Genomic DNA, 20,366 nt, shown 5'->3' on the forward strand with positions numbered 1-20,366 from the left:
CGATGCCGGCGACTGCGTTATTGATAGGTGACGATTGCAATCATTGGTGAATGCGCGTTATTCGTGCGATTCGGTAAATCTATCGAATGCGACAATTGCGTAAATGTCGTCGTCTTGACAGCCAGTCGAGTGGCGGGATCGACGAATGCGATCTGGCCGGAGGCCGGGCGCGGGCACTCGGGACGCACGCTCGCGCGTGCGGCATTGGCCGCGTCGACGGCGAACGAGCACGGCGGCTCGACGATCATGCCGGTGAAGTGGATGATGCCGGAACCCCCGTCGGCAAAGGACGGCGGCGACGCCAGAAGCGAAGCAGCCAACAGGAACGAGGAGGCAGACAAGCGGTGCTTCATGACAGGCTCCAGGGTGGCAGCGCGTCGCAGCGAGGCCGCTCGAATGGCAGTCCGTCAACGCTGCGAAGCTACCTGCGTAAACGGCAAATGCATCGAACCTCTTGAATGAAAAATTCCAGATAATTGGCATAAGCCAATAAGCTGCGTATTGCTCGATTCAATATATGCGGAATCTGCGCATTCGCAAGTCGGGGTAATACCGGACGCGATACGAGCGGCAATGGCGGTGCGAATCACCAGAGGCGGCCCGAATGCAGAACGGCCGCTCGTTGCGAGCGGCCGTTGTCGATTGCGATGAAGACGACGCGCAATCAGCCGCCGCGCGTGCGCACCGCGCCGACGATCACCAGCAGCACGATCGCGCCGATGATCGACGCGATCCAGCCCGCGCCTTGGCCGGGCGCGTACCAGCCTGCCGCGCGGCCGACGTAGCCCGCGATCAGCGATCCGACGATGCCGACGACGGTGGTCATCAACATGCCCATCTTGTCGTCGCCCGGCTTGAGTGCGCGAGCGAGAAGGCCGACGATGAACCCGACCACCAGGGTTTCGATGAATTGCAGCATGAGTGCCTCCTGGTCGTTGCTGAACGAATGGGAATGGACTCTCGCCGTGCGCGAGGGTTCCGCGCGGTGCCCGCCTGGCATCCGCCGCGTGCCGGATGTCAGGCGCTCGTGAGTCACGCCGGCGTCAGGCCGGCGTCACGCGGCGGGCGCGTCGAGCGCCGGATCGATCCGGCGATAGCCTTCGGTCGCGCGCAGCAGCGAGCGCGTGTAGTCGCGCGTGACCTGCCCGGCGCGCACGTGCTCGACCGATAGCTGCTCGACGATCTCGCCGTGCTGCATCACCGCGACGCGCTGGCACAGGAAGCCGACCACCGCGAGGTTGTGGCTGACGAGGATCATCGTGAGGCGCCGCTCCCGATGCAGGCGACGCAGCAGATTGAGGATCTCGGCCTGCACCGACACGTCGAGCGCGGACGTCGGCTCGTCGAGCAGCAGCACGCGCGGCTCGACGATCAGCGCGCGCGCGATCGCGACGCGCTGCCGCTGGCCGCCCGACAGCTGATGCGGGTAGCGGAAGCGGAACGCGGGCCCGAGCCCGACTTCGGCGAGCGCGCGCGCGATCCGCGCGTCGGCGTCGCCGATCCCGTGGATCGACAGCGGCTCGCGCAGCGTCTGGTCGATCGTGAAGCGCGGATGCAGCGATGCGTAGGGATCCTGGAAAACCATCTGCACGTTGCGGCGAAACGCGCGGTCGAGCTTGCCGCCGATCGGCCGGCCGTCGATCGCGAGGCTGCCGCCCGCGAGCGGCACGAGGCCCGTCAGCGCGCGCAGCAGCGTCGACTTGCCGGAGCCGGACTCGCCGACGAGGCCGAACACCTCGCCATCGGGCACCGCGAAGCTGGCGTCGCGCACCGCGTCGACATGGCCGGTGCGGGTCGGGAAACGGATCGAGACGTGGTCGACGTCGATCATCGGGCAGCCTCAATGAGCCAGGCCGGATCGCGTTGCAGCACCGGCAGTTCGTCGGGCGGGTTCGCGAGCGGCGGGTTCGCCGCGAGCAAGCCGCGCGTATACGGATGCGTTGCGTGCCGCAGGTCGCGCGCCGCGCAGGTTTCGACGACGCGGCCCGCATACATCACCGCGACGCGATCGCAGAACGACATCACGAGCGGCAGGTCGTGGCTGATGAACATCAGGCCCGTGCCGTGCCGCGCGATCATCGCGTCCAGCACCGCGAGCACCTGCATCGACACCGCGACGTCGAGCGCCGACGTCGGTTCGTCGGCGATCAAGAGGCGCGGGCCGGTCGACACCATCATCGCGATCATCACGCGCTGCCCCATGCCGCCCGACAACTCGTGTGGATACGCATCGGCGACGCGCGCGGGGTCGCGGATCTGCACGGCCGCGAGCGCGTCGACGATCCGTTCGCGCAGCGCCTTTCCGCGCAGCCCCGGCTCATGCAGCCGGAACGCCTCGCCCATCTGCTTCGCGACCGTCATCACCGGGTTCAGCGAATATTTGGGATCCTGAAGGATCATCCCCATCTGGCTGCCGCACAGCCGCCGGCGTTCGCGCGCCGGCATCGCAAGCAGGTCGTGGCCCGCGAAGCGCAGCGTGCGCGCGGACCAGCGCGCGGCTTCGGGCAGCAGGCCGAGCAGTGCACGGCCCGTCAGCGATTTGCCGGAGCCCGATTCGCCGACGATGCCGAGCCGTTCGCCGGGCGCGAGCGTCAGCGACAGGTCGCGCACCGCGTCGCTGACGCTGCCGTCGTGGCCACGAAAGCCGATCTTCAGGCCGTCGATTTCGCACAGCGGCGGCACATTCGCATGATTGGCGGTCATGTCATGCTCCATGTCGCGGATCGAAGACGTCGCGCAGCCCGTCGCCGAGCAGGTTGAACGCGAGGCTGACGAGCAGGATCGCCGCGCCGGGCAGCGTCGCGACCCACCAGGCGTCGAGCAGCACGTTGCGGCCCGACGCGACCATGAAGCCCCATTCCGGGCTCGGCGGCTGCGCACCGAGGCCGAGGAAGCCGAGGCCCGCGACGGTCAGGATGATGCCGGCCATGTCGAGCGTCGCGCGCACGATCACCGACGACATGCAGAGCGGCACGATATAGCGCAGCAGGATGCGCGCGCCGGACGCGCCTTGCAGCCGCGCGGCATGGATGTAATCGGCCTGCGCGATGCGAATCGTCTCCGCGCGCGCGAGCCGCGCATACGCGGGCCACGCGGTGATCGAGATCGCGACGACCGCGTTGATCACGCCCGGCCCGAGCGCGGCCGCGAAGGCGAGCGCGAGCACGATCTTCGGGAAGGCGAGCGCGACGTCGGTGATGCGCATCAGCACGCTGTCGACGAGCCCGCCGCAGTAGCCGGCCGTCGTGCCGATCGCGAGCCCGATCGGCACGACGATCGCGACGACGAGCAGCGCGATGCCGAGCGTCAGGCGCGAGCCGTCGATCAGCCGCGAGAGGATATCGCGGCCGAGCTGGTCGGTGCCGAGCCAGTGCGATGGCGAGCCGGGCGGCAGCAGCCGGTCGGCGAGCACCTGGCGCAGCGGGTCGTGCGGCATGATCAGCGGGCTGGCGATCGCAACCGCGATCAGTGCGACGAGGATCGCGAGCCCGAACAGGTTGAGCGGATTCGCGGCGAAGCGGCGCCAGCGGCGGTACGCGAGGCCGCACGCGGCCTGCGCGCGCGACGCGGGCGCGTCGGACAGCAGCCACGCGCGCAGCGTGACGCGTGCGGCGTTCATCGGCGGCCTCCCGTCGGCGGGTGCGCAAGCGCAACGATCAGTGAATCGGTCATGGTGTAACGGTCCCTATGCAAACCTAGCGCGCACGCGGATCGAACACGCGATACAGCGCATCGGTCAGCAGGTTGACGGTGATGAACATCGCGCCGATCACGAGCGTCGCGCCGAGCACCGCGTTCATGTCTGCATTGAGCAGCGCGCCGGTCAGGTATGAGCCGAGCCCCGGCCACGCGAACACGATCTCGGTCAGCACCGAGCCTTCGAGCAGGTTGCTGTAGGTGAGTGCGATCACGGTCAGCAGCGGCACCGCGATGTTGCCGAACGCGTGGCGCCAGATCACGCGCCGTTCGGAGAGCCCCTTCGCGCGCGCGGTGACGATGTATTCCTGGCTCAACTGGTCGAGCATGAACGAGCGCGTCATCCGGCTCAGGTACGCGACCGAGTAGTAGCCGAGGATCGCCGCGGGCAGCGCGATATGCGACAGCGCATTGCGGAACACGTCCCATTCGCCGGCGAGTGCCGAATCGATCAGCAGGCTGCCGGTGCGCGTTTCGACCATCCCGTCGAATACCGGGTCGAGCCGGCCGGGCCCCGCGACCCATTGCAGCCGCGCATAGAACAGCAGGAGCCCCATCAGGCCGAGCCAGAACACCGGCACCGAGCTGCCGATCAGGCCGACGAAGCGCGCGACGTGATCGATCGGCCGGTTGTGCTTCACCGCAGCCACGACGCCGAGCGGCACGCCGATCGCGATGCCGATCAGCGTCGCGAGCGTGGCCAGCTCGAGCGTCGCCGGGAACACGCGCTTGATGTCGTCGAGCACGGGGTTCGACGTCAGCAGCGACATCCCCAGATTGCCGTGCAGCACGTCGCGCACGTAGATCAGGAATTGCGTCGCGAGCGGCTTGTCGAGCCCGAGTGCGATGCGCTCGGCCGCGTACGCGTCGGCCGACGCGCGATCGCCGAGGATCGCGAGCACCGGGTCGATCGGCACCTTGCGGCCGATCACGAACGTCAGCGCGAGCAGCCCCGCGAACGTGATGGCGAGCGTGAGCACCCAGCGCAGCACGCGCAGCGCCCAGCGCACGCCGGGGTGCCGGGCGGGCAGCGTGCGCAACGTTTCGACGGAGGAGGCGGGAGTCGACATGCGGTGAATCTCATTGCTTGTTCAGGTTTCGGTACGACACGAGATGATAGCGGGCGGCGGGCGCGCGCAGAGCGAATGGCGCACGAAGTTATTCCTGTCGAACATATCACGCGGTTATTTGTTTGAGGAATATTTTGTATTTATGTGTGACGGGAATATACTGCATTTATTACCCACAGGAATCCGCGCCGTGAACCTGATCGTCAACACCCCCGCCCAGCTTGGCGAGATCCTGTCGTCCGCGCGCCAGGCCAAGGGCATGACGCAGGCCGAGGCCGCCGCCCGCATCGGCATCGGGCAGCCGCGTCTGTCGCTACTCGAAACCACCCGCACCGCCAGCCTGTCGCTGACCCAGCTCCTCGCGCTGACCGCGCTGTACGACCTCGAACTCAGCATCCGCACGAAGGGCGAGAGCGGTGCGGCCGACGCCGAGTGGTGAGCATGGGCCGCAAATCGCACGCCCGCGCACTGTCGATCTGGGCGAACGGGCTCAGGGTCGGCGTCTGGCGGATTCCCGCGCGCGGCGACATGGAACTGCAGTACGACGCCGGCTGGAAGCAGTCGGCGGCGGGCCGGCCATTGTCGCTGTCGCTGCCGTTCGGCATCGGCGACGCGCCGTTGCGCGGCGAGCGCGTGAACCACTATTTCGACAACCTGCTGCCGGACAGCGACGCAATCCGCCGGCGCCTCGCGACGCGTTTCGGCACCGCGACGCTCGAGCCGTTCGACCTGCTCGCCGCGCTCGGCCGCGATTGCGTCGGCGCGGTGCAATTGCTCGGCGAGGACGAGACGCCGGCCGGCTTCGACCGCATCGACGGCACGCCGCTGTCGGACGACGACGTCGCGCGGCTGCTCGACCAGGCGAGCGGCGTGGCCGTCGGCGCCTGGGACGATGACGACGACTTCCGCCTGTCGCTTGCGGGCGCGCAGGAAAAAACCGCGCTGCTGTATCACGACGGGCGATGGATGCGTCCGCACGGCGCGACGCCGACCACGCACATCCTGAAGCTGCCGCTCGGCCTCGTCGGCAACAAGCGCGCGGACCTGACGACGTCGGTCGAGAACGAATGGCTGTGCCTCGCGATCCTGCGCGCGTTCGGGCTGCCGGTGCCGGATGCGGAGGTCGTCAGGTTCGGCACGCACAAGGTGCTGTCGGTCGCACGCTTCGACCGCGCGCTGCATCGTGACGGCCGGTGGCTGCTGCGCCTGCCGCAGGAGGATTTCTGCCAGGCGCTCGGCGTGCCGCCGCATCTGAAATACGAGTCGCACGGCGGCCCGGGTGTGCCGGACCTCGTCGGCATCCTGCGGCGCTCGGAGGCGCCGGCCGACGATCTCGACACGCTGTTCGCCGCGCTGGTCGTGTTCTGGATGCTCGCCGCGCCCGACGGCCACGCGAAGAATTTCAGCCTGCGGCTGCTGCCGGGCGGGCGCTTCAGGCTCACGCCGCTGTACGACGTGATGTCTATCTGGCCGGTCGAGGGCGACGGCGCGAACCAGTGGTCGTGGCACAAGGCGAAGCTCGCGATGGCGATGCACGGCAAGCGCAAGCACTACGCGATGCGGGACATCACGCGGCGCCATTTCAGTGCGATGGCCGAGCATTGCCTGCTCGGCGATATCGCGACGCCGATCGTCGAGCGGCTGATCGCGGCGACGCCGCGCGTGATCGACTCGGTTGGCGCGGCGCTGCCGCAAGGGTTTCCGGCGAAGGTCGCCGACCGCATCCTCGACGGCTTGCGGCAGGCCGCGGAGCGGCTCGACGCGATGCCGGCCGGTTGAGCGGCGGCGCCGCGCTTACTTCTTCAGCGTCCGATACGACACGAGATCGTTGATCGGCCCGATTTCCGGGCCCGTCACGCCCGGCCGCGTCGCGACCTGCACGACCTTCTCGAACATGATGACGAACGGCGAGTTCGCGAGCACGGCCTTCTGCAGCGCTTCATAGCGTTGCGCGCGCTTCGCCGGCGACGGCTCGACGAGCGCGGCCTCGGTGTCCTTCGTGAGCTGCGGGATGTCCCAGCTGTTGCGCCACGCGAGCATCTTGTCCTTCGACTGGTCCGAATTGTCCGGATTCCACGCGAAGCCGCGCGCATTGCTGTTCGGGTCCATGTAGTCCGGCGACCATTCGCCGATGAAGATGTCGTGCTGGCGCGCGCGATACTTGCCGATCGCCTGCTTCGCGTCGCCCGGGATCAGCTTCACGCGGATGCCGCCCTGCGCGAAGTTCGCCTGCAGCGCCTGCGCGATCTCGAGGTACGGATAGTCGTTCGGCATGTCCATCGTCACGTCGAAGCCGTTCGGCAAACCGGCCTGCGCGAGCAGCGCCTTCGCCTTCGCGACGTCCTGCCTGTACGGGCGCGCGTTTGACGTACCGAGGAAGCCCTCCGGCAGGAACGTCTCGTGCACCTTGTAGGTCGTGCTGACGATATTGCGCTGGATGCCATCGTAGTCGACGAGCCACTTCATCGCCTGCTGGACTTCGGGCTTCGCGAGGTTCGGGTTCTTCGTGTTCAGGCTCAGGTACAGCAGCGCGGACACGGGCCACGCGGCGACCTTGATCTTGCCGGCCTTCGTCAGCGTGGCGAGGCTGTCGGGGCTCAGGTTGCGCGCGGCGTCGGCGTCGCCGTTCTCGAGCAGGAGCCGTTGCGCGGAGGCTTCCGGCACGTGGCGCAGCACGACCCGCTGCATCGGGTACGGCGTGCGGTATGCGTCGAAGCGCTGCAGCACGATGCTCTCGTTCGGGGTCCACTTGACGAGCTTGTACGGGCCCGAGCCCGCATCGCTGGATTTCAGCCACGCGCTGCCGAAGTCGTTGCCTTGCTGGTGCGACATCAGCAGCTTCCTGTCGAGCACCGATGCGGGACATGCGCTCAGCACGTTGAGCACGAAGCTCGGCGCGTACTTGCGGTCGGTCTCGAGCACGACGGTCTGCGGATCGATCGCGCGGACCTTCTGCACGACGTTCGCCTTCGTGAGGCCGAGGTCGCCAATTACGCCGGCCGGGCCCTTGTCGAGCAGGATCGTGCGCTGCAGCGACCACGCGACGTCGTCGGCGGTCACCGGATTGCCGGAATGGAACGTGAGCCCGGGGCGCAGCTTGAACGTGTAGGTGACGCCGTCGGCGCCGATGGTCCACGACTGCGCGATCTGTCCGTCGAAGCGCGTCGGGTCCTTCAGGTCGACGCGCACGAGCCGTTCGTAGGTGTTCGCGACGTACTCGGACGGCACGAGCTCGTAGATCACGCTCGGGTCGAGGGTCGTGAATTCGCCGAGCTGCGTGGCGACGACGAAGATGCCGGGCGGCGTCGCGGCCTGCGCCGGCAACACGGGGGTGAGCGCGGCGAGCGCGGCACTGACGAACAGCCTGGACAGCAGATGCTTCATGCGGGCTCCATCGGAGAGAGATCGTGGTGCGATTCTCTCATCGACAGGAGCCCGGTTGAAAATAATCGCGGCAGCCATGGGCTGCCACAGGTGCGCGGCCTGCCGCGCGTCAGATCACGCAGCGCGCGATCGCGAAGCGCATCGCTTCCTCGGGTGGCTCGCTGCCGGAGCCGCGCACGACCTTGACGACCGAACCGGCACCGGACGGCGTGAGCGTGACGAAGTACGAGCGCGAGCCGACCGTGATGTCGGTCACGCCGTTGTGGTGCGACCGATGTGCGTCCGACAGCCGGCTGTCGAGGCAGTTCGCGATCGCGTCGGCCGGGCGCTGCGACGATACGTAGATCATCGCGCCCTCGCCGCCGGAAGCGGCCGTGTCGGACGACGGCGCGGTTCCGCACGCGGCGAGCACGGCGGCGGGAAGGAGAAGCAGGAATCGTTTCATGGTCGGGTGGTCGTGTCTGTCGTGTCGAGGCTGGAACGCGGGTGCAGGCGAAACGCGAAGCTTCGCGACGAAACCGTTCGGAATCGTGCTGCTTGCCGCAGCGGATGAGCAAAGCGGCTGACGGCAAAGTATACCCGCAGGGTCCGACACGAATCGCATGCTGAAACGATTCGATACAACAAGCACCCGCCGCCGGCGGCGCGCGTCAGGTGAGGCGGTAGTACTTGCCGGGCTTCACTTCGTCCGGCAGCGGCTCGCCGTTCAGTTCGAGCAGCGTGCGCTCGATCTGCCGCGTCATCGCATCGAGCGCGAGATGGTTCGGGCCGGTGCCGAACGGTTCGGCGATCGCATGCGCGATCGCGTCGAGCGCAATCAGCGTGTAAGCGACGAACACGGTGACGAACGGTGTCGCCGCACCGATCGAATCGACGAGGCCGAACGGCAGCAGAATGCAGTACGCGTAGATCGTTCGATGCAGCAGCACGTCGTACGAGAACGGGATCGGCGTCGACGCGATGCGCTCGCAGCCGCTGACCATCGCGACGAGATCGTCGAGCCGCGCGTCGAGCATCCACAGGCGCGTGTCCGGGAGGCGGCCGGCGTCCGCGCGCGCGGCGAACGCGGTGCGCAGCAGGTGCACGATCGCGACCGGCCGGAACTTCAGCGGCGCGACCTGCGCGTAGGTCTGCGCACCGAGCAGCGGACGCAGGTCGGCGTCGGGATCGGTGCCGCGCAACTGGTGCTTGAGCGCGTAGACGAAGGCGATCACGGTGCGCACGAACGCGCGGCGCTCGTCGTCAGTGTCGAACACGCGGTACGCGAACGCCTGCGACGTCAGCGTGCGCGTGGCGGTCAGCACGCCGCCCCACAGCACCCGCCCTTCGCGATAGCGGTCGTAGCTCGCGTTGTTGCGAAACGCGGCGAAGATCGCCAGCGTGAGGCCGATCAGCGTGAACGGCGTCGGGTTCAGCGGCACCTTCTCGCCCATCACGCGCCCGCCGGTCCACAGCGCGACGATGCTGATCGCGAGCGTCAGCGCGAGCTGCGGCAGGATCGCCTGCAGCACCGAGCCGTTCCAGACGAACAGCATCCGCAGCCAGTGCTCGCGGGGGCGCACGATCATGACGACACTCCTTCAGGCCGCTTGCGACGCTGGCGCGGCCGCGCGGTGCAGCAGCACCGGCACCGACTTCGACGTCGGCGTGTTGCAGACGTCGCCGACGCTGTCCAGCGGCACGAGCGGGTTCGTCTCCGGATAATACGCGCCGATGCAGCCGCGCGGAATGTCGTACGCGACGAGCAGGAAGCCGTTCGCGCGCCGCTCGATGCCGTCGTGCCACACCGTTTCCATGTCGACCCAGTCGCCGGCCTTCAGCCCGAGCATCGCGAGATCGTCGGGGTTCACGAACACGACGCGGCGCTGGCCGAACACGCCGCGATAGCGGTCGTCGAGCCCGTAGACCGTCGTGTTGTACTGGTCATGCGAGCGGGTCGTCATCAGCGTCATCAGGCGTTCGCCGTGCAGCGCGCGGGCGCGCTGGATCGGCGTGTCGGACGGCAGCGCGTGCGCGATGAAGTTCGCCCTGGCCGTCGGCGTCAGCCATTCGCGGTCGCGCGACGCGACGCGCAGGTGAAAGCCGCCCGGCTTCGCGATGCGCGCGTTGTAGTCGTAGAAGCCGTCGAGGGTCGCTTCGATCGCATCGCGAACCTTCGCGTAGTCGCTCCTGTAGCCGAGCCAGTCGATCTTGCCGCTGCCGAACAGCGCATGGCCGATGTGCGCGACGATCGCCGTTTCCGACATCAGGTTCGGCGACGCCGGCTTGTTCATCCCGTACGACACGTGGACCATGCTCATCGAATCCTCGACCGTCACGCCTTGCGGCACGTTGTCCTGCAGGTCGATCTCGGTGCGGCCGAGCGTCGGCAGGATCAGCGCGTGGCGGCCGTGGATCAGGTGGCTGCGGTTCAGCTTGGTCGTGATCTGCACGGTCAGGTTGCAGCGACGCAGGCCTTCCCACGTGCGCGGCGTGTCGGGCGTCGCCATCGCGAAGTTGCCGCCGAGGCCGATGAACACCTTCAGATGGCCTTCGAGCATCGCCTCGATCGTCTCGACGACGTCGTAGCCGTGCTCGCGCGGCGGCACGAAATCGAACACCTCGCCGAGCCGGTCGAGGAACGCCTGCGACGGCTTTTCCTCGATGCCGACCGTACGGTTGCCCTGCACGTTCGAATGGCCGCGCACCGGGCACAGCCCCGCGCCGGGGCGGCCGATGTTGCCGCGCATCAGCATCAGGTTCGTCAACATCTGCACGGTCGCGACCGAATGCTTGTGCTGCGTGAGACCCATCCCCCAGGTCGCGATCACGCGTTCGCTGCGCGCGTAAAGCTGCGCGAGCCCGTCGATCTGCTCATAAGGCACGCCGCTTTCGGCGGTCAGCGCGGACCAGCTTTCATTGCGCAGGTCGTCCGCGAACGCGTCGAAGCCGGCCGTGTGCCCGGCGATGAACGCGGTGTCGAGCACGCGCGCCGCGCCGTTGTTCTGGGCGTCGTCGTCGAGTTCGAGCACGCGCTTCGCGATGCCCTTGATCAGCGCGAAATCGCCACCGATCGTCGGCTGGATGAACGTCGACGCGATGCTGGTGCCCGACATCGTCAGCATCTCGAGCGGGCTTTGCGGATCCGCGAAGCGCTGCAGCCCGCGCTCCTTCAGCGGGTTGATCGACACGATCGTCGCGCCGCGCTTCGCGCATTCGCGCAGCTCGCCGAGCATCCGCGGATGGTTCGTCGCCGGGTTCTGGCCGAAGATCAGCAGCGTGTCGGCCAGCTCGAAATCGTCGAGCGTGACCGTGCCCTTGCCGACGCCGACCGACGGCGGCAGCCCGCGGCTCGTCGCCTCGTGGCACATGTTCGAGCAATCGGGGAAGTTGTTCGTGCCGTACACGCGCACCAGCAGCTGGTACAGGAACGCCGCTTCGTTGCTCGCGCGGCCGGACGTGTAGAACGCGGCCTGGTTCGGGTCCGGCAGCGCGCGCAGATGGCTGGCGATCATCTCGAACGCGTCGTCCCATGCGACCGGCACGTAACGGTCGGTCTGCGCGTCGTAGATCATCGGGTCGGTGAGGCGCCCGTGCTGTTCGAGTTCGTAGTCGGACTGCTCGAGCAGCTTGGTGACCGTGTGCTCGGCGAAGAACCCGGGCGTCACGCGCTTGCTGGTCGCCTCGGCCGCGACGGCCTTCACGCCGTTTTCGCAGAACTCGAAGGTCGACGCGTGCTTGCGGTCCGGCCACGCACAGCCGGGGCAATCGAAGCCGTCCGGCTGGTTCTGGCGGAGCAGCGTCCGGTAGTTGCCGCCGGTGACCTTTTCCTTGATCAGGTTGATCGTGACGGCTTTCAGCGCCCCCCAGCCGGCGGCCGGGTGGGTATAAGGCTCGATGCGCGCGGTGGCGGATGTCTTTTTCATGATGCATGGGTCGGGGTCGATGTGTGGAGCGTACGCGGGACCCGGTGTCGCCTGTGTGTACACCTGTTCACTTCAAAAAAGAGTACAGTTGCGCCAATCTGCCGCAGTGCAGAACGGAACTGTGCTGTTGAATGGTTTTTGAAAGGTGAGAGGGTGAAGCGCTACGAGAAACTGGCCGACGATCTTCAACGGCAGATCGAGCGCGGCATGTACCGGCCGGGCGAACGGATTCCGTCGGTGCGGCAGGCGAGCCGGCTGCATCGGCTCAGCATTACGACCGTGCTGCGCGCGTATCTGGTGCTGGAAAGCCGTGGCGAGATCGAAAGCCGGCCGCAGTCCGGGTATTTCGTGCGGGCACGCATGGAGCCGACGGGCGAGCCCGAGCTGCATGCGTCGGCGCCGGTCGCGACGTCGTCGACCGTCGACGTGAGCCGGCTAGTGCTGTCGACGTTGCGCTCGATCGCGCGCAACGATGCGGTGCCGCTCGGGTCGCCGTATCCGGACGCCACGCAGTTCCCGGTGCAGCGGCTTGCGCGGCATGCGCAGTCGATCGCGCGGCGGCGCACGCGCTGGGGTGTGATCGACGACCTGCCGCCCGGGAACCAGGAGCTGATCCGGCAGATCGCGCGGCGCTACCTGGAAAGCGGCATCGCGGTCGAGCCGGACGAAATCATCGTGACGATCGGCGCGACGGAAGCGATCAATCTGTGTCTGCAGGCCGTCGCGCGGCCCGGCGATACGATCGCCGTCGAGTCGCCGACGTTCTACGCGATGCTGCACGCAATCGAGCGGATGGGGATGCGCGCGCTTGAAGTTGCGACGCATCCGGCCGATGGCATCGATCTCGAGGCGCTCGAGCGGATTCTCGAGCGCGAGCGGATCGCCGCGTGCATGGTGATGCCGAATTTCCAGAATCCGCTCGGCTTCCAGATGCCCGATGCGCACAAGCGCGCGCTCGTCGAGCTGCTCGCGAAGCACGGCGTGCCGGCGATCGAGAGCGACGTCTATCACGAGCTGTATTACGGCGACGCGCGGCCGAGCGCACTGAAGTCGTTCGACCGCGACGGGCTCGTGCTGCACTGTGCGTCGTTTTCGAAGAGCCTGTCGCCCGGTTACCGGATCGGCTGGGCGATGCCCGGCCGATTTCGCGATCAGGTCGAGAAGCTGAAGTTCCTGAACACGCTCGCGACGCCCGTGACCGAGCAGCTCGCGATCGCGGAATACCTGAAGCACGACGGCTACGACCAGCATCTCAGGCGGATCCGCAAATGCTTCGCGCAGCAGGCGAACCTGATGAGCGCGATGGTGCGGCGGTTCTTTCCGGAAGGCACGCGGCTGTCGCAGCCGCAGGGCGGCTACGTGCTGTGGGTCGAGTTGCCGCCGCAGGTCGATGCGATGCGGCTGTACCAGATGGCGCTCGCGCAGCGGATCACCGTCGGGCCGGGCCACATGTTCTCGGCCACGACGGATTACCGGCATTTCATCCGGCTCAACTACAGCTATCCGTGGTCGGGGCAGATCGAGGCGGCGTTGAAGACGCTGGGGCGGCTGGCTGCGGAGTGTGCAAGGGGGTGAGGGGCTGAGCGCGGCGGGCGAAGCCGTTCCTCAGGTGATGCGCGAGTTCGGTCGCCGCGGGCGAGCTCTGACCGCGCGGCAGATGCAGGTTGATCGCGAAGCCGGGCAGTTCGGGCAGGCCGCTGTCGGCCGGCAGGATGTCGAGGTCGGCGGGCACGGTGGACGCGAGCGAGACGGTCACCGCGAGGTCGGATCGCACCGTCGCGGCCGTCGCGTCGACGCTGCCGTTTTCGAACACGGTGCGCCACGCGAGATCGCGGTCGCGCAGCGCATCGAGCACGACCGGGCGGAATGCGCACGTTTCCGCCACCATCGACACGGGCAGCGGCACCTTTCGATGCGCGGTTCCGCCTTTCGCGCCGACCCAGACCAGCCGATCGACGGCAATGCATTCGCCGCGCGACGAACCGAGCGGCTCCTCGACCAGCGCGACATCGATTTCCCCTTTCCCGAGCGTGCGCAGCAAGTCCGGTGACGCCGCGCACACGAGCGACAGCGCAACCTGCGGCCGGGCCTGTGCAAAGCCTTTCAGGATCGGCCCGAGGCAGCTTCCGACGAGATCCTGCGGTGCGCCGATCCGGACTGTGCCGTCCATCGCGTCCGCCGTCATGTCCGTCCACAGCGCGTCGTGCAGCGCGAGCAGGCGGCGCGCCTGCCCGAGCAGACGCTCGCCGGCCGCGGTGAGATGCAGGTTGCGATGTTCACGGAACAGCAGTGGCCCGGACAGCGCCTCGAGCCGCGCGACCTGCTGGCTGACCGCGCCTTGGGTCAGATGCAGCGCATGCGCGGCGGCCGTCATGCTGCCGTGATCGGCGACGGTGACGAACGCGCGGAGCAGGGCGATGTCGAGATTGCGTGGCATTCACGCATTATGAACGCTAATGGCTGGAATAAGGAATCTTCGCTTTCGTAATGCGTGATGCGCGGGTAAAAACGGAGCTTCATGGACGACTGCCGGGAGGCACAGTGCCGTTTCGCGAATACCTGCCATTGATTCTGTTCGTGATCGTCGCCACCGGCACGCCGGGCGGTGCGACCACGCTGGCGACCGCGTCGGGTGCACATTTCGGGTTTCGGCGATCGCTGCGCTATATGACCGGCATCGCGGCCGGACTCGCATCGATGGCCGCGGCGGCGGCGGTCGGGCTCGGCAGCGTGCTGGCCGAGTGGCCGACGCTGCAGTTCGCGTTGAAGGCGTTCGGCTCGCTGTATCTGCTGTGGCTGGCCGCGCGCATCGTGCGCAGCGGTCCACCCCGTCTCGATGCGCACCTGCGCAAGCCGCAGGGGTTCGTGAGCGGCGTCTGGATGCTGTGGCACAACCCGAAGGGATGGGCGATGACCCTCGGCGCCGCCGCGTCGTTTGCGGCGCTCGCACCCGGGCCGCTGCGACTCGGCGCGTTGCTCGGCGTCGCGTTCGGCGTGGCCGCGATGGTGTCGCTGTCGCTGTGGTGCGCGGCCGGTCTCGTGTTCGCGCGGCTGCTGCGCACCGATGTGCAGTGGCGCTGGCTGAATGCCGGGCTGGGCCTGCTGCTCGTGTTGTCGATTGCGCCGATGTGGCTGCCGTAGCAACGCGGTCGCTGTCGCGATCGAACGGTTCCGGTGTCAGGACGTTTCGCGCGAACCCGCCGACGACTGCGCGGCATCCCCCTGGCCGGCTTGCGCGGCATCCCGCTGTCCGGCCGCATCGGACCACAGCGGCAGCCGAAGCGCCATCACGAAGGTCAGCGCGTGCAATCCGCACAGCAGCAGGAACGTCCACGCATACGCGTTCGTCGCGCCTGTGGCGACGTGCGGCGATTGCATCTGCCAGGCGAGGAACAGAGTGCACAACGTGGTGAACGTCGGCCCGCCGAGACGCTGGATGATGTTGAGCGATGTCGTCGCCATTGGCAGATTGCGCCGGTCGACCGACGCATACGCGGCGGAAATCGACGGCGTGCCGACCGCGCTCTGTCCCATTCCGCGCAGGAACAGCGCGGGAATCAGCACGGCCAGGTCGAGCCCGTGCGTGGCCAGAAACACGAACGGCAGCGTCGCGGCGAGCGCCAGTGCCGCGCCGCCGGCGGACACCCGCCGCACGCCGAACCGGCTCGTCAGTGCGCCCATCGACGGATACGTGACCAGCATGCCGAGGCCGAGCGGCGCGAGCAGCCAGCCCATTTCGCCAGGCGACCGCCCGCATGCGTCGATCAGGAAGACGGGAATCAGCATCTGGCCGGCATACAGCGCGCCGTTCGACAGGAACTGCGTGCTCGCGGCTGCGCTGAACACCTTGCCGCGCAACAGCCGCAGGTCGATCAGCGCGTGCGCGCCCATGCGCCGCTCGATGCGGACGAACGCGGCGAGCAGCAGCGCGGACGCGGCAAGCACGGCGATGCCGAGCGGCCGGCCGATCCGCTCCGCGCCAGACAGGAACAGCACGAGGCCCGGCGACAGCAGCGCGAGGCCGATCCAGTCCAGCGCGCGCGGCTGCGTTTCCTCGCGATCGTTCGGCAGGAAGCGCGCGGCGAGCGCGATCGCCAGCACGCCGACCGGCAGGTTGACGAGGAAGAGCCAGCGCCACGACGCTTGCTGCAGAATCGCGCCGGCGACGACCGGCCCGAGGATCGGCGCGATCAGCACCGGCACCGCTGCATAGCCAATCACGCGCGCCATCTGCTTGCCGGCAACCCGCGCGATCATCATCTGCGCCATTGGCGCGAGCAGGCCGCCGCTCAAGCCTTGCAGCACGCGAAACGCGATCAGCGACGGCGCCGACCACGCGAGCCCGCACAGCGCGGACGACAGCGTGAACGCCGAGAAGCACCACAGATAGAGCGCCTTGGCGCCGATGCGGTCGACCAGCCAGCCGTTCAGCGGCAGGACCAGCGTGAGTGCGAGCAGGTAGCCGCTCGTCACCCACTGGATCGTCGACAGGCTCGCGTGCAGGTCGGTCGCGAGACTGGACAGCGACACGTTGACGATCGTCGCATCGAGCTGCGACAGCAGCGAACCCAGCACGGCGACCGCGCTGACCTTCCAGATCGACGGATCGAGCCGGTCGGCGGCGCTCGCGTGCCCATCGTTCACGTTTGCCTCGCGGTCATGCATCGGGCGTGTCGAGCGCGTCGAGCGCTTCGAGCAACGCGACGATGTCCTGCGTGGAACCCGTTTCGCCGAGTCGCGGGAAGATCCGCGCGACGCTGTTCGCGTGCGCGTCGGCGTTCAGGTCGGTCATCGCGTCGACGACGAGCGTCACGTTGTAGCCGAGTTCGTGGGCCTGGCGCGCGGTGGATTCGACGCCGATGCTCGTCGCGATGCCCGCCAGCACGATCTGCGTGACGCCGGCTGCCTTCAGGTGGGCGTCGAGGCCGGTGCCGGTGAACGCGCCCCACGTCCGTTTCGTCACGACATGGTCGTGCGGCTGCCGGTCCAGTTCAGGCACGAGATCGGTCCAGCCCGCGGGCAACGGGCCCTTGAGGCCCGCCTGTTCGGTCCTGCCCGGCGCGCCGCCGGCGACGTTGACGAGCACGACCGGCAGGCCGCGCCGGCGAAACGCGTCGGCCAGTGCGGCCGCGTGCCGGATCACGTCGGTGGCCGGATGGGCGGTAGGGAGTGCGGTGATGCCTTTCTGCAGATCGATGACGATCAGCGCGGAAGTCGGGTCGACGCGGGGGGCGCTCATGGATGGGGCTCCGAGTAGGTGAGGTGGCCTCCGGAACGCCCACGGATTCGCAGGGTTCCGGAGACAGGGTTCACGAGTCGCCGAGCCGCCTGATCAGCGGAATCGCGGCGACCAGCGTTCGGGTTTCGTCCGGATCGAGTTTCTCGAGGGCGGCGACGAGCCATGCGCGCTTCGCGACCGTGCGCTTGCGCCGTTCCTCGATGCCCGCTTCGGTCAGCAGGAACAGGATTTGCCGGCCGTCGGTCGGGTGCGCCCGGCGCTCGACGAGGCGTTCTTCCTCGAGGCTCGCGAGGATCGCCTTCATCGACTGCGGCTTCATCGATTCCGCGCGGGCGAGATCGGCGGTCGTCATCGGCCCGTTCTGTTCGAGCCGCGCCAGCGCGCTCATTTGCGACAGGTTGAGCCCGCTCGAATCGACTTCGGAGCGGAGCCGTCGGATCAACTGGCCGACGGCAAGCGTCAGGTCGGCGACGACGGTTTCGACGGGGAGATCGGTTTGGCGCGATGAGTTCATGGAGCGGATCATAGAAGAAGACAGTTTAACTTGCAAGTTAAACTGTTAATATGGATTGAGCGGAAGGCTGGCGCTCCCGGTCCGGGGGCGTGCGAACGCGAGACGGCGACGGTTTGTACCGGCGCGTTCGGGCGATGCTACTTCAACGAGCAGCTGAGCCAGCGGTGGATCCTGAGCGCATCGCTCGTCACGCCGGCACGCGTCGGCGCGCCGAGCAGGACGACGGTTTCCGGCCGGCCGTGTACGTGCATGCGCATCACGACGCCGTACCCGGATTCGTTAATGAAGCCCGTCTTCTGCAGCCGGATCGGCAGGCGGCCGGATCGGACGAGCGGGTCGGAGTTCACGTAGATCAGTTCGTCGTCGCCGGGGCGCACGGTCTTCGACTTGTCCGTCGAGAAGCGCCGGATCAGCGGATCCTGCGCGGCGGCGTCGACGAGCCGCGCGAGCTCCTCGGCCGTCGACACGTTGTGCGGCGACAGGCCGGTCGGCTCCCGGAAACGCGTGTGACGCATGCCGAGCCGTTTCGCCTCGCGATTCATCGCGGCGACGAACGCGGGGCGTCCGCCCGGAAAATCGCGGCTCAGCGCGGCCGCCGCACGGTTCTCCGACGACATCAGCGCAATGTGATACATGTCGCGCCGCGACAGCGTCGAGCCGACCGCCAGCCGCGAACCCGTGAACTTGATCGCGTCGCGATCGTGTGCGCTCACGCGCAGCATGCCGTTCAGCGGACGGCCGGCGTTGCGCGCGACGACGGCCGTCATCAGCTTCGAGATCGATGCGATCGGCCGCACCGTGCGCGCATTGCGCGCGACGAGCGGGGTGCGCGTGTCGACGTCGAGCACGTAGGCGGCGCGCGAATGGAGCGATTTCACTGCGCGCGAGCTGTAGCCGCAGCTTGCGAGCAGACGCGGCTTCGCGGGCGCGTTGCGCGGGCGGACGGTCGATGCGCGTTTCGTGCGGCGAGACGGCTGGGCTGACGCGTGCTTGGGCCGGGTGGCGCGATGCCGTGCGTGAGGGCGGCGATGCTTGGCGGCCTTGCGGTGTACTGACGGTTTCTTGACCGCCGTCGCATGCTCGTGCGCGACGCGCTGGGTTGCGCGATGGGCGGATGCGTTCGTCATGAACGCACACAGGATGATCGAGATGGCGATGAGCCAGTAAGTCCGGGCGCGGGGCAGGCGCGCGATGATGCCAGTCAAGCGGCAATCTTCTTGTGTCACGCGGGTTGTGGCTGCGCGCATCGCGCGAGCGAGAGCGCGGCGAAGCGCGCGGGAAATTATACGAGTGACCGCGAACGGGATGCGCCGCGGCGCGCGTGTGCCGGCGCGCTCAGCGCGGCCAATGCCGGCGCGACACGACGGCGAAACTGATCGCTATCGAGCCGGTCGTCGCGCGACCTTCGGTGTCGGACATCGCGTCGGCGAAGCGAGGGCGACGGCGCGCGTTGCGTGGGGCCGCCGCGGCGCTTGCGGCCGGATCCGGCTCGCTGTCGCCGGCCGGCTCCCCGGCAACAGCGGGTTCGAGCGCCACGCGGCGTGCCGGGTTCATCGGGTGACGGAAAGGCATGACGGAGGGTTCCGGAACGAACATGACCGTATTGAACCGCTCGGCGTTCAATCCGTAAAATGAATGTTTTGATCGATACGATTCCTCGCTGGAATGGAACTGAAACTGCTGAGAACGTTTCTGACCGTCACCGAGTGGCGTCATTTCAGCCGCGCGGCGGAGATGCTGCACATGAGCCAGCCGGCGCTCAGCAAGCAGATCGGCGCGCTGGAGGCGAGCCTGGGCGGCAAGCTGTTCGAGCGCGGGCGGCATGGCGCCGAGCTGACGCCGTTCGGCGAACGGTTTCTGCCCGATGCACAGGCGCTCGTGCGCGATGCCGATGACATCGTGCGGCGCGCGCGCGAGGCGAGCAGCGGCCAGCGCGGGCATCTGCGTGTCGGCATCTGCCTGTCGGTGCTGACGATCGTGCCGCGGCTGATCGCCGAATTCCGCCGTCAGCATCCGGGCGTGGCCGTCACGCTGAGCGACCTGTCTTCGTCGGAACAGACGCGCCGCTTGCTCGCAGGCAAGCTGGAGGTCGGCTTCCTGCGCCTGCCGGCCGAGGAAGGGCTGTCGTCGTTCAAGATGGTCGACGAGGGGCTCGCGCTGGCATTGCCGCCACACCTTGGATATACGCGCGTTCCCGCCGATCTCTGGGTGCTCAACGAGATCGGCTTCATTGCGCTGCAGCGCGCGCGGGGGCCCGGGCTCGCCGCGCAGATCGACCGCTGGTGCGTCGAGCGCCGCTTCGTGCCGAACGTCACACAGCAGGCAGAGGATGTCCAGTCGGTGCTCACGTCGGTCGCGGCGGGCGTCGGCGTTGCGTTCATTCCGTCGCGTGCGCAGCACCTGCTGCGTGACGCAACGGTGCTGCCGCTACCCGGCAAGGACGCGAAGTGGCGTGTGGGGCTTGCCTGGCCGTCCGCGCGGAAGGACCCTGTTACCGCGCGTTTTGTCGCGCATGTGCGGGCTGCGATGAAGGAGACTTGAGCGACGCGCATGTGCTG

The 20,366-nt window shown here is 67.9% G+C and carries 21 protein-coding genes; 5 read left to right on the forward strand and 16 right to left on the reverse strand.

Translation table 11 applies throughout. The annotated features are described in order from the left end of the window. Positions 1 to 17 precede the first annotated feature (17 nt). The 6 genes from DID96_RS19175 to DID96_RS19200 form a co-directional block, all read right to left on the reverse strand. Positions 18 to 353: a type 1 fimbrial protein gene (locus tag DID96_RS19175; protein WP_124600851.1), complete on the reverse strand. Its 336-nt coding sequence runs from the start codon at positions 351 to 353 to the stop codon at positions 18 to 20. Positions 354 to 664: 311 nt separating this feature from the next. Beyond that, on the reverse strand, positions 665 to 919 hold the full coding sequence (locus tag DID96_RS19180) for a GlsB/YeaQ/YmgE family stress response membrane protein (protein WP_124600852.1): 255 nt from the start codon (positions 917 to 919) through the stop codon (positions 665 to 667). Positions 920 to 1,054: 135 nt separating this feature from the next. Further along, positions 1,055 to 1,831 carry an ABC transporter ATP-binding protein gene (locus DID96_RS19185; RefSeq protein WP_124600853.1) on the reverse strand — a complete coding sequence of 259 codons (777 nt, stop codon included), beginning with the start codon at positions 1,829 to 1,831 and terminating at the stop codon, positions 1,055 to 1,057. Next, the gene (locus DID96_RS19190) at positions 1,828 to 2,703 is read right to left on the reverse strand and encodes an ABC transporter ATP-binding protein (protein ID WP_124600854.1); all 876 of its coding nucleotides are present in this window, start codon (positions 2,701 to 2,703) and stop codon (positions 1,828 to 1,830) included. Before DID96_RS19190 ends, DID96_RS19185 begins: the two co-directional genes overlap by 4 nt. Position 2,704: 1 nt before the next feature. Next, the gene (gene nikC / locus DID96_RS19195) at positions 2,705 to 3,619 is read right to left on the reverse strand and encodes a nickel transporter permease (protein WP_124600855.1); all 915 of its coding nucleotides are present in this window, start codon (positions 3,617 to 3,619) and stop codon (positions 2,705 to 2,707) included. 76 nt (positions 3,620 to 3,695) lie between these two features. After that, the gene (locus DID96_RS19200; protein WP_124600856.1) at positions 3,696 to 4,766 is read right to left on the reverse strand and encodes an ABC transporter permease; all 1,071 of its coding nucleotides are present in this window, start codon (positions 4,764 to 4,766) and stop codon (positions 3,696 to 3,698) included. A 190-nt stretch (positions 4,767 to 4,956) separates the two neighbouring features. Here DID96_RS19200 and DID96_RS19205 point away from each other — a divergent pair, with 190 nt between their 5' ends. Beyond that, positions 4,957 to 5,205, forward strand: coding sequence for a helix-turn-helix transcriptional regulator (locus tag DID96_RS19205; protein WP_124600857.1), 249 nt, complete (start codon positions 4,957 to 4,959; stop codon positions 5,203 to 5,205). Positions 5,206 to 5,207: 2 nt separating this feature from the next. Further along, entirely contained in the window at positions 5,208 to 6,545 is a 1,338-nt protein-coding gene (locus DID96_RS19210) for a type II toxin-antitoxin system HipA family toxin (protein ID WP_124600858.1), read from the forward strand. A 15-nt stretch (positions 6,546 to 6,560) separates the two neighbouring features. Here the strand turns inward: DID96_RS19210 and DID96_RS19215 are convergent, their stop codons facing one another. From DID96_RS19215 to DID96_RS19235, 4 genes are all read right to left on the reverse strand, one after another. Then, positions 6,561 to 8,150: an ABC transporter substrate-binding protein gene (locus DID96_RS19215; RefSeq protein ID WP_124600859.1), complete on the reverse strand. Its 1,590-nt coding sequence runs from the start codon at positions 8,148 to 8,150 to the stop codon at positions 6,561 to 6,563. A 109-nt stretch (positions 8,151 to 8,259) separates the two neighbouring features. Continuing rightward, positions 8,260 to 8,595, reverse strand: coding sequence for a sugar ABC transporter ATPase (locus DID96_RS19220; protein WP_124600860.1), 336 nt, complete (start codon positions 8,593 to 8,595; stop codon positions 8,260 to 8,262). Positions 8,596 to 8,800: 205 nt separating this feature from the next. Next, positions 8,801 to 9,718 carry a bestrophin family protein gene (locus tag DID96_RS19230; protein ID WP_124600861.1) on the reverse strand — a complete coding sequence of 306 codons (918 nt, stop codon included), beginning with the start codon at positions 9,716 to 9,718 and terminating at the stop codon, positions 8,801 to 8,803. Positions 9,719 to 9,730: 12 nt separating this feature from the next. Continuing rightward, positions 9,731 to 12,055 (reverse strand): FdhF/YdeP family oxidoreductase, encoded by a 2,325-nt coding sequence (locus DID96_RS19235; RefSeq protein WP_124600862.1) that lies wholly within the window; start codon positions 12,053 to 12,055, stop codon positions 9,731 to 9,733. A gap of 153 nt (positions 12,056 to 12,208) precedes the next feature. Here DID96_RS19235 and DID96_RS19240 point away from each other — a divergent pair, with 153 nt between their 5' ends. Then, on the forward strand, positions 12,209 to 13,630 hold the full coding sequence (locus DID96_RS19240) for a PLP-dependent aminotransferase family protein (RefSeq protein ID WP_124600863.1): 1,422 nt from the start codon (positions 12,209 to 12,211) through the stop codon (positions 13,628 to 13,630). On the opposite strand, the gene DID96_RS19245 is transcribed toward DID96_RS19240, so the two are convergent. Continuing rightward, positions 13,545 to 14,492 carry a LysR substrate-binding domain-containing protein gene (locus DID96_RS19245; protein WP_124600864.1) on the reverse strand — a complete coding sequence of 316 codons (948 nt, stop codon included), beginning with the start codon at positions 14,490 to 14,492 and terminating at the stop codon, positions 13,545 to 13,547. The genes DID96_RS19240 and DID96_RS19245 overlap by 86 nt on opposite strands. Before the next feature lie 104 nt (positions 14,493 to 14,596). Here DID96_RS19245 and DID96_RS19250 point away from each other — a divergent pair, with 104 nt between their 5' ends. Beyond that, the gene (locus tag DID96_RS19250; RefSeq protein WP_260463941.1) at positions 14,597 to 15,196 is read left to right on the forward strand and encodes a LysE family translocator; all 600 of its coding nucleotides are present in this window, start codon (positions 14,597 to 14,599) and stop codon (positions 15,194 to 15,196) included. 36 nt (positions 15,197 to 15,232) lie between these two features. On the opposite strand, the gene DID96_RS19255 is transcribed toward DID96_RS19250, so the two are convergent. From DID96_RS19255 to DID96_RS19275, 5 genes are all read right to left on the reverse strand, one after another. Continuing rightward, entirely contained in the window at positions 15,233 to 16,699 is a 1,467-nt protein-coding gene (locus DID96_RS19255) for a DHA2 family efflux MFS transporter permease subunit (RefSeq protein ID WP_260463942.1), read from the reverse strand. Positions 16,700 to 16,712: 13 nt separating this feature from the next. After that, complete coding sequence (locus DID96_RS19260) at positions 16,713 to 17,294, reverse strand: isochorismatase family protein (protein ID WP_124600867.1); 582 nt, start codon at positions 17,292 to 17,294, stop codon at positions 16,713 to 16,715. Positions 17,295 to 17,364: 70 nt separating this feature from the next. Beyond that, a complete protein-coding gene (locus tag DID96_RS19265; protein WP_409333791.1) occupies positions 17,365 to 17,820 on the reverse strand; it encodes a MarR family winged helix-turn-helix transcriptional regulator in 456 nt (151 codons plus the stop codon). Between the two features lie 125 nt (positions 17,821 to 17,945). Continuing rightward, complete coding sequence (locus DID96_RS19270) at positions 17,946 to 19,013, reverse strand: serine hydrolase (RefSeq protein WP_124600869.1); 1,068 nt, start codon at positions 19,011 to 19,013, stop codon at positions 17,946 to 17,948. Between the two features lie 130 nt (positions 19,014 to 19,143). Beyond that, entirely contained in the window at positions 19,144 to 19,524 is a 381-nt protein-coding gene (locus tag DID96_RS19275; protein ID WP_260463943.1) for a hypothetical protein, read from the reverse strand. Here DID96_RS19275 and DID96_RS19280 point away from each other — a divergent pair. After that, the gene (locus DID96_RS19280) at positions 19,474 to 20,349 is read left to right on the forward strand and encodes a LysR family transcriptional regulator (protein ID WP_124600871.1); all 876 of its coding nucleotides are present in this window, start codon (positions 19,474 to 19,476) and stop codon (positions 20,347 to 20,349) included. The genes DID96_RS19275 and DID96_RS19280 overlap by 51 nt on opposite strands. Positions 20,350 to 20,366 lie beyond the last annotated feature (17 nt).

It is taken from the genome of Burkholderia sp. Bp8963 (genome assembly GCF_003854275.1).
GTDB lineage: Bacteria > Pseudomonadota > Gammaproteobacteria > Burkholderiales > Burkholderiaceae > Burkholderia.

Excerpts from the sequence above, each read along its gene's own strand:
- DID96_RS19175 (WP_124600851.1), bottom strand. The coding sequence starts at position 353 with ATGAAGCACCGCTTGTCTGCCTCCTCGTTCCTGTTGGCTGCTTCGCTT.
- DID96_RS19180 (WP_124600852.1), bottom strand. The coding sequence starts at position 919 with ATGCTGCAATTCATCGAAACCCTGGTGGTCGGGTTCATCGTCGGCCTT.
- DID96_RS19185 (WP_124600853.1), bottom strand. The coding sequence starts at position 1,831 with ATGATCGACGTCGACCACGTCTCGATCCGTTTCCCGACCCGCACCGGC.
- DID96_RS19190 (WP_124600854.1), bottom strand. The coding sequence starts at position 2,703 with ATGACCGCCAATCATGCGAATGTGCCGCCGCTGTGCGAAATCGACGGC.
- nikC (WP_124600855.1), bottom strand. The coding sequence starts at position 3,619 with ATGAACGCCGCACGCGTCACGCTGCGCGCGTGGCTGCTGTCCGACGCG.
- DID96_RS19200 (WP_124600856.1), bottom strand. The coding sequence starts at position 4,766 with ATGTCGACTCCCGCCTCCTCCGTCGAAACGTTGCGCACGCTGCCCGCC.
- DID96_RS19210 (WP_124600858.1), top strand. The coding sequence starts at position 5,208 with ATGGGCCGCAAATCGCACGCCCGCGCACTGTCGATCTGGGCGAACGGG.
- DID96_RS19215 (WP_124600859.1), bottom strand. The coding sequence starts at position 8,150 with ATGAAGCATCTGCTGTCCAGGCTGTTCGTCAGTGCCGCGCTCGCCGCG.
- DID96_RS19220 (WP_124600860.1), bottom strand. The coding sequence starts at position 8,595 with ATGAAACGATTCCTGCTTCTCCTTCCCGCCGCCGTGCTCGCCGCGTGC.
- DID96_RS19230 (WP_124600861.1), bottom strand. The coding sequence starts at position 9,718 with ATGATCGTGCGCCCCCGCGAGCACTGGCTGCGGATGCTGTTCGTCTGG.
- DID96_RS19235 (WP_124600862.1), bottom strand. The coding sequence starts at position 12,055 with ATGAAAAAGACATCCGCCACCGCGCGCATCGAGCCTTATACCCACCCG.
- DID96_RS19245 (WP_124600864.1), bottom strand. The coding sequence starts at position 14,492 with ATGCCACGCAATCTCGACATCGCCCTGCTCCGCGCGTTCGTCACCGTC.
- DID96_RS19260 (WP_124600867.1), bottom strand. The coding sequence starts at position 17,294 with ATGAGCGCCCCCCGCGTCGACCCGACTTCCGCGCTGATCGTCATCGAT.
- DID96_RS19265 (WP_409333791.1), bottom strand. The coding sequence starts at position 17,820 with ATGATCCGCTCCATGAACTCATCGCGCCAAACCGATCTCCCCGTCGAA.
- DID96_RS19280 (WP_124600871.1), top strand. The coding sequence starts at position 19,474 with ATGGAACTGAAACTGCTGAGAACGTTTCTGACCGTCACCGAGTGGCGT.
- DID96_RS19275 (WP_260463943.1), bottom strand. The coding sequence starts at position 19,524 with ATGACGCCACTCGGTGACGGTCAGAAACGTTCTCAGCAGTTTCAGTTC.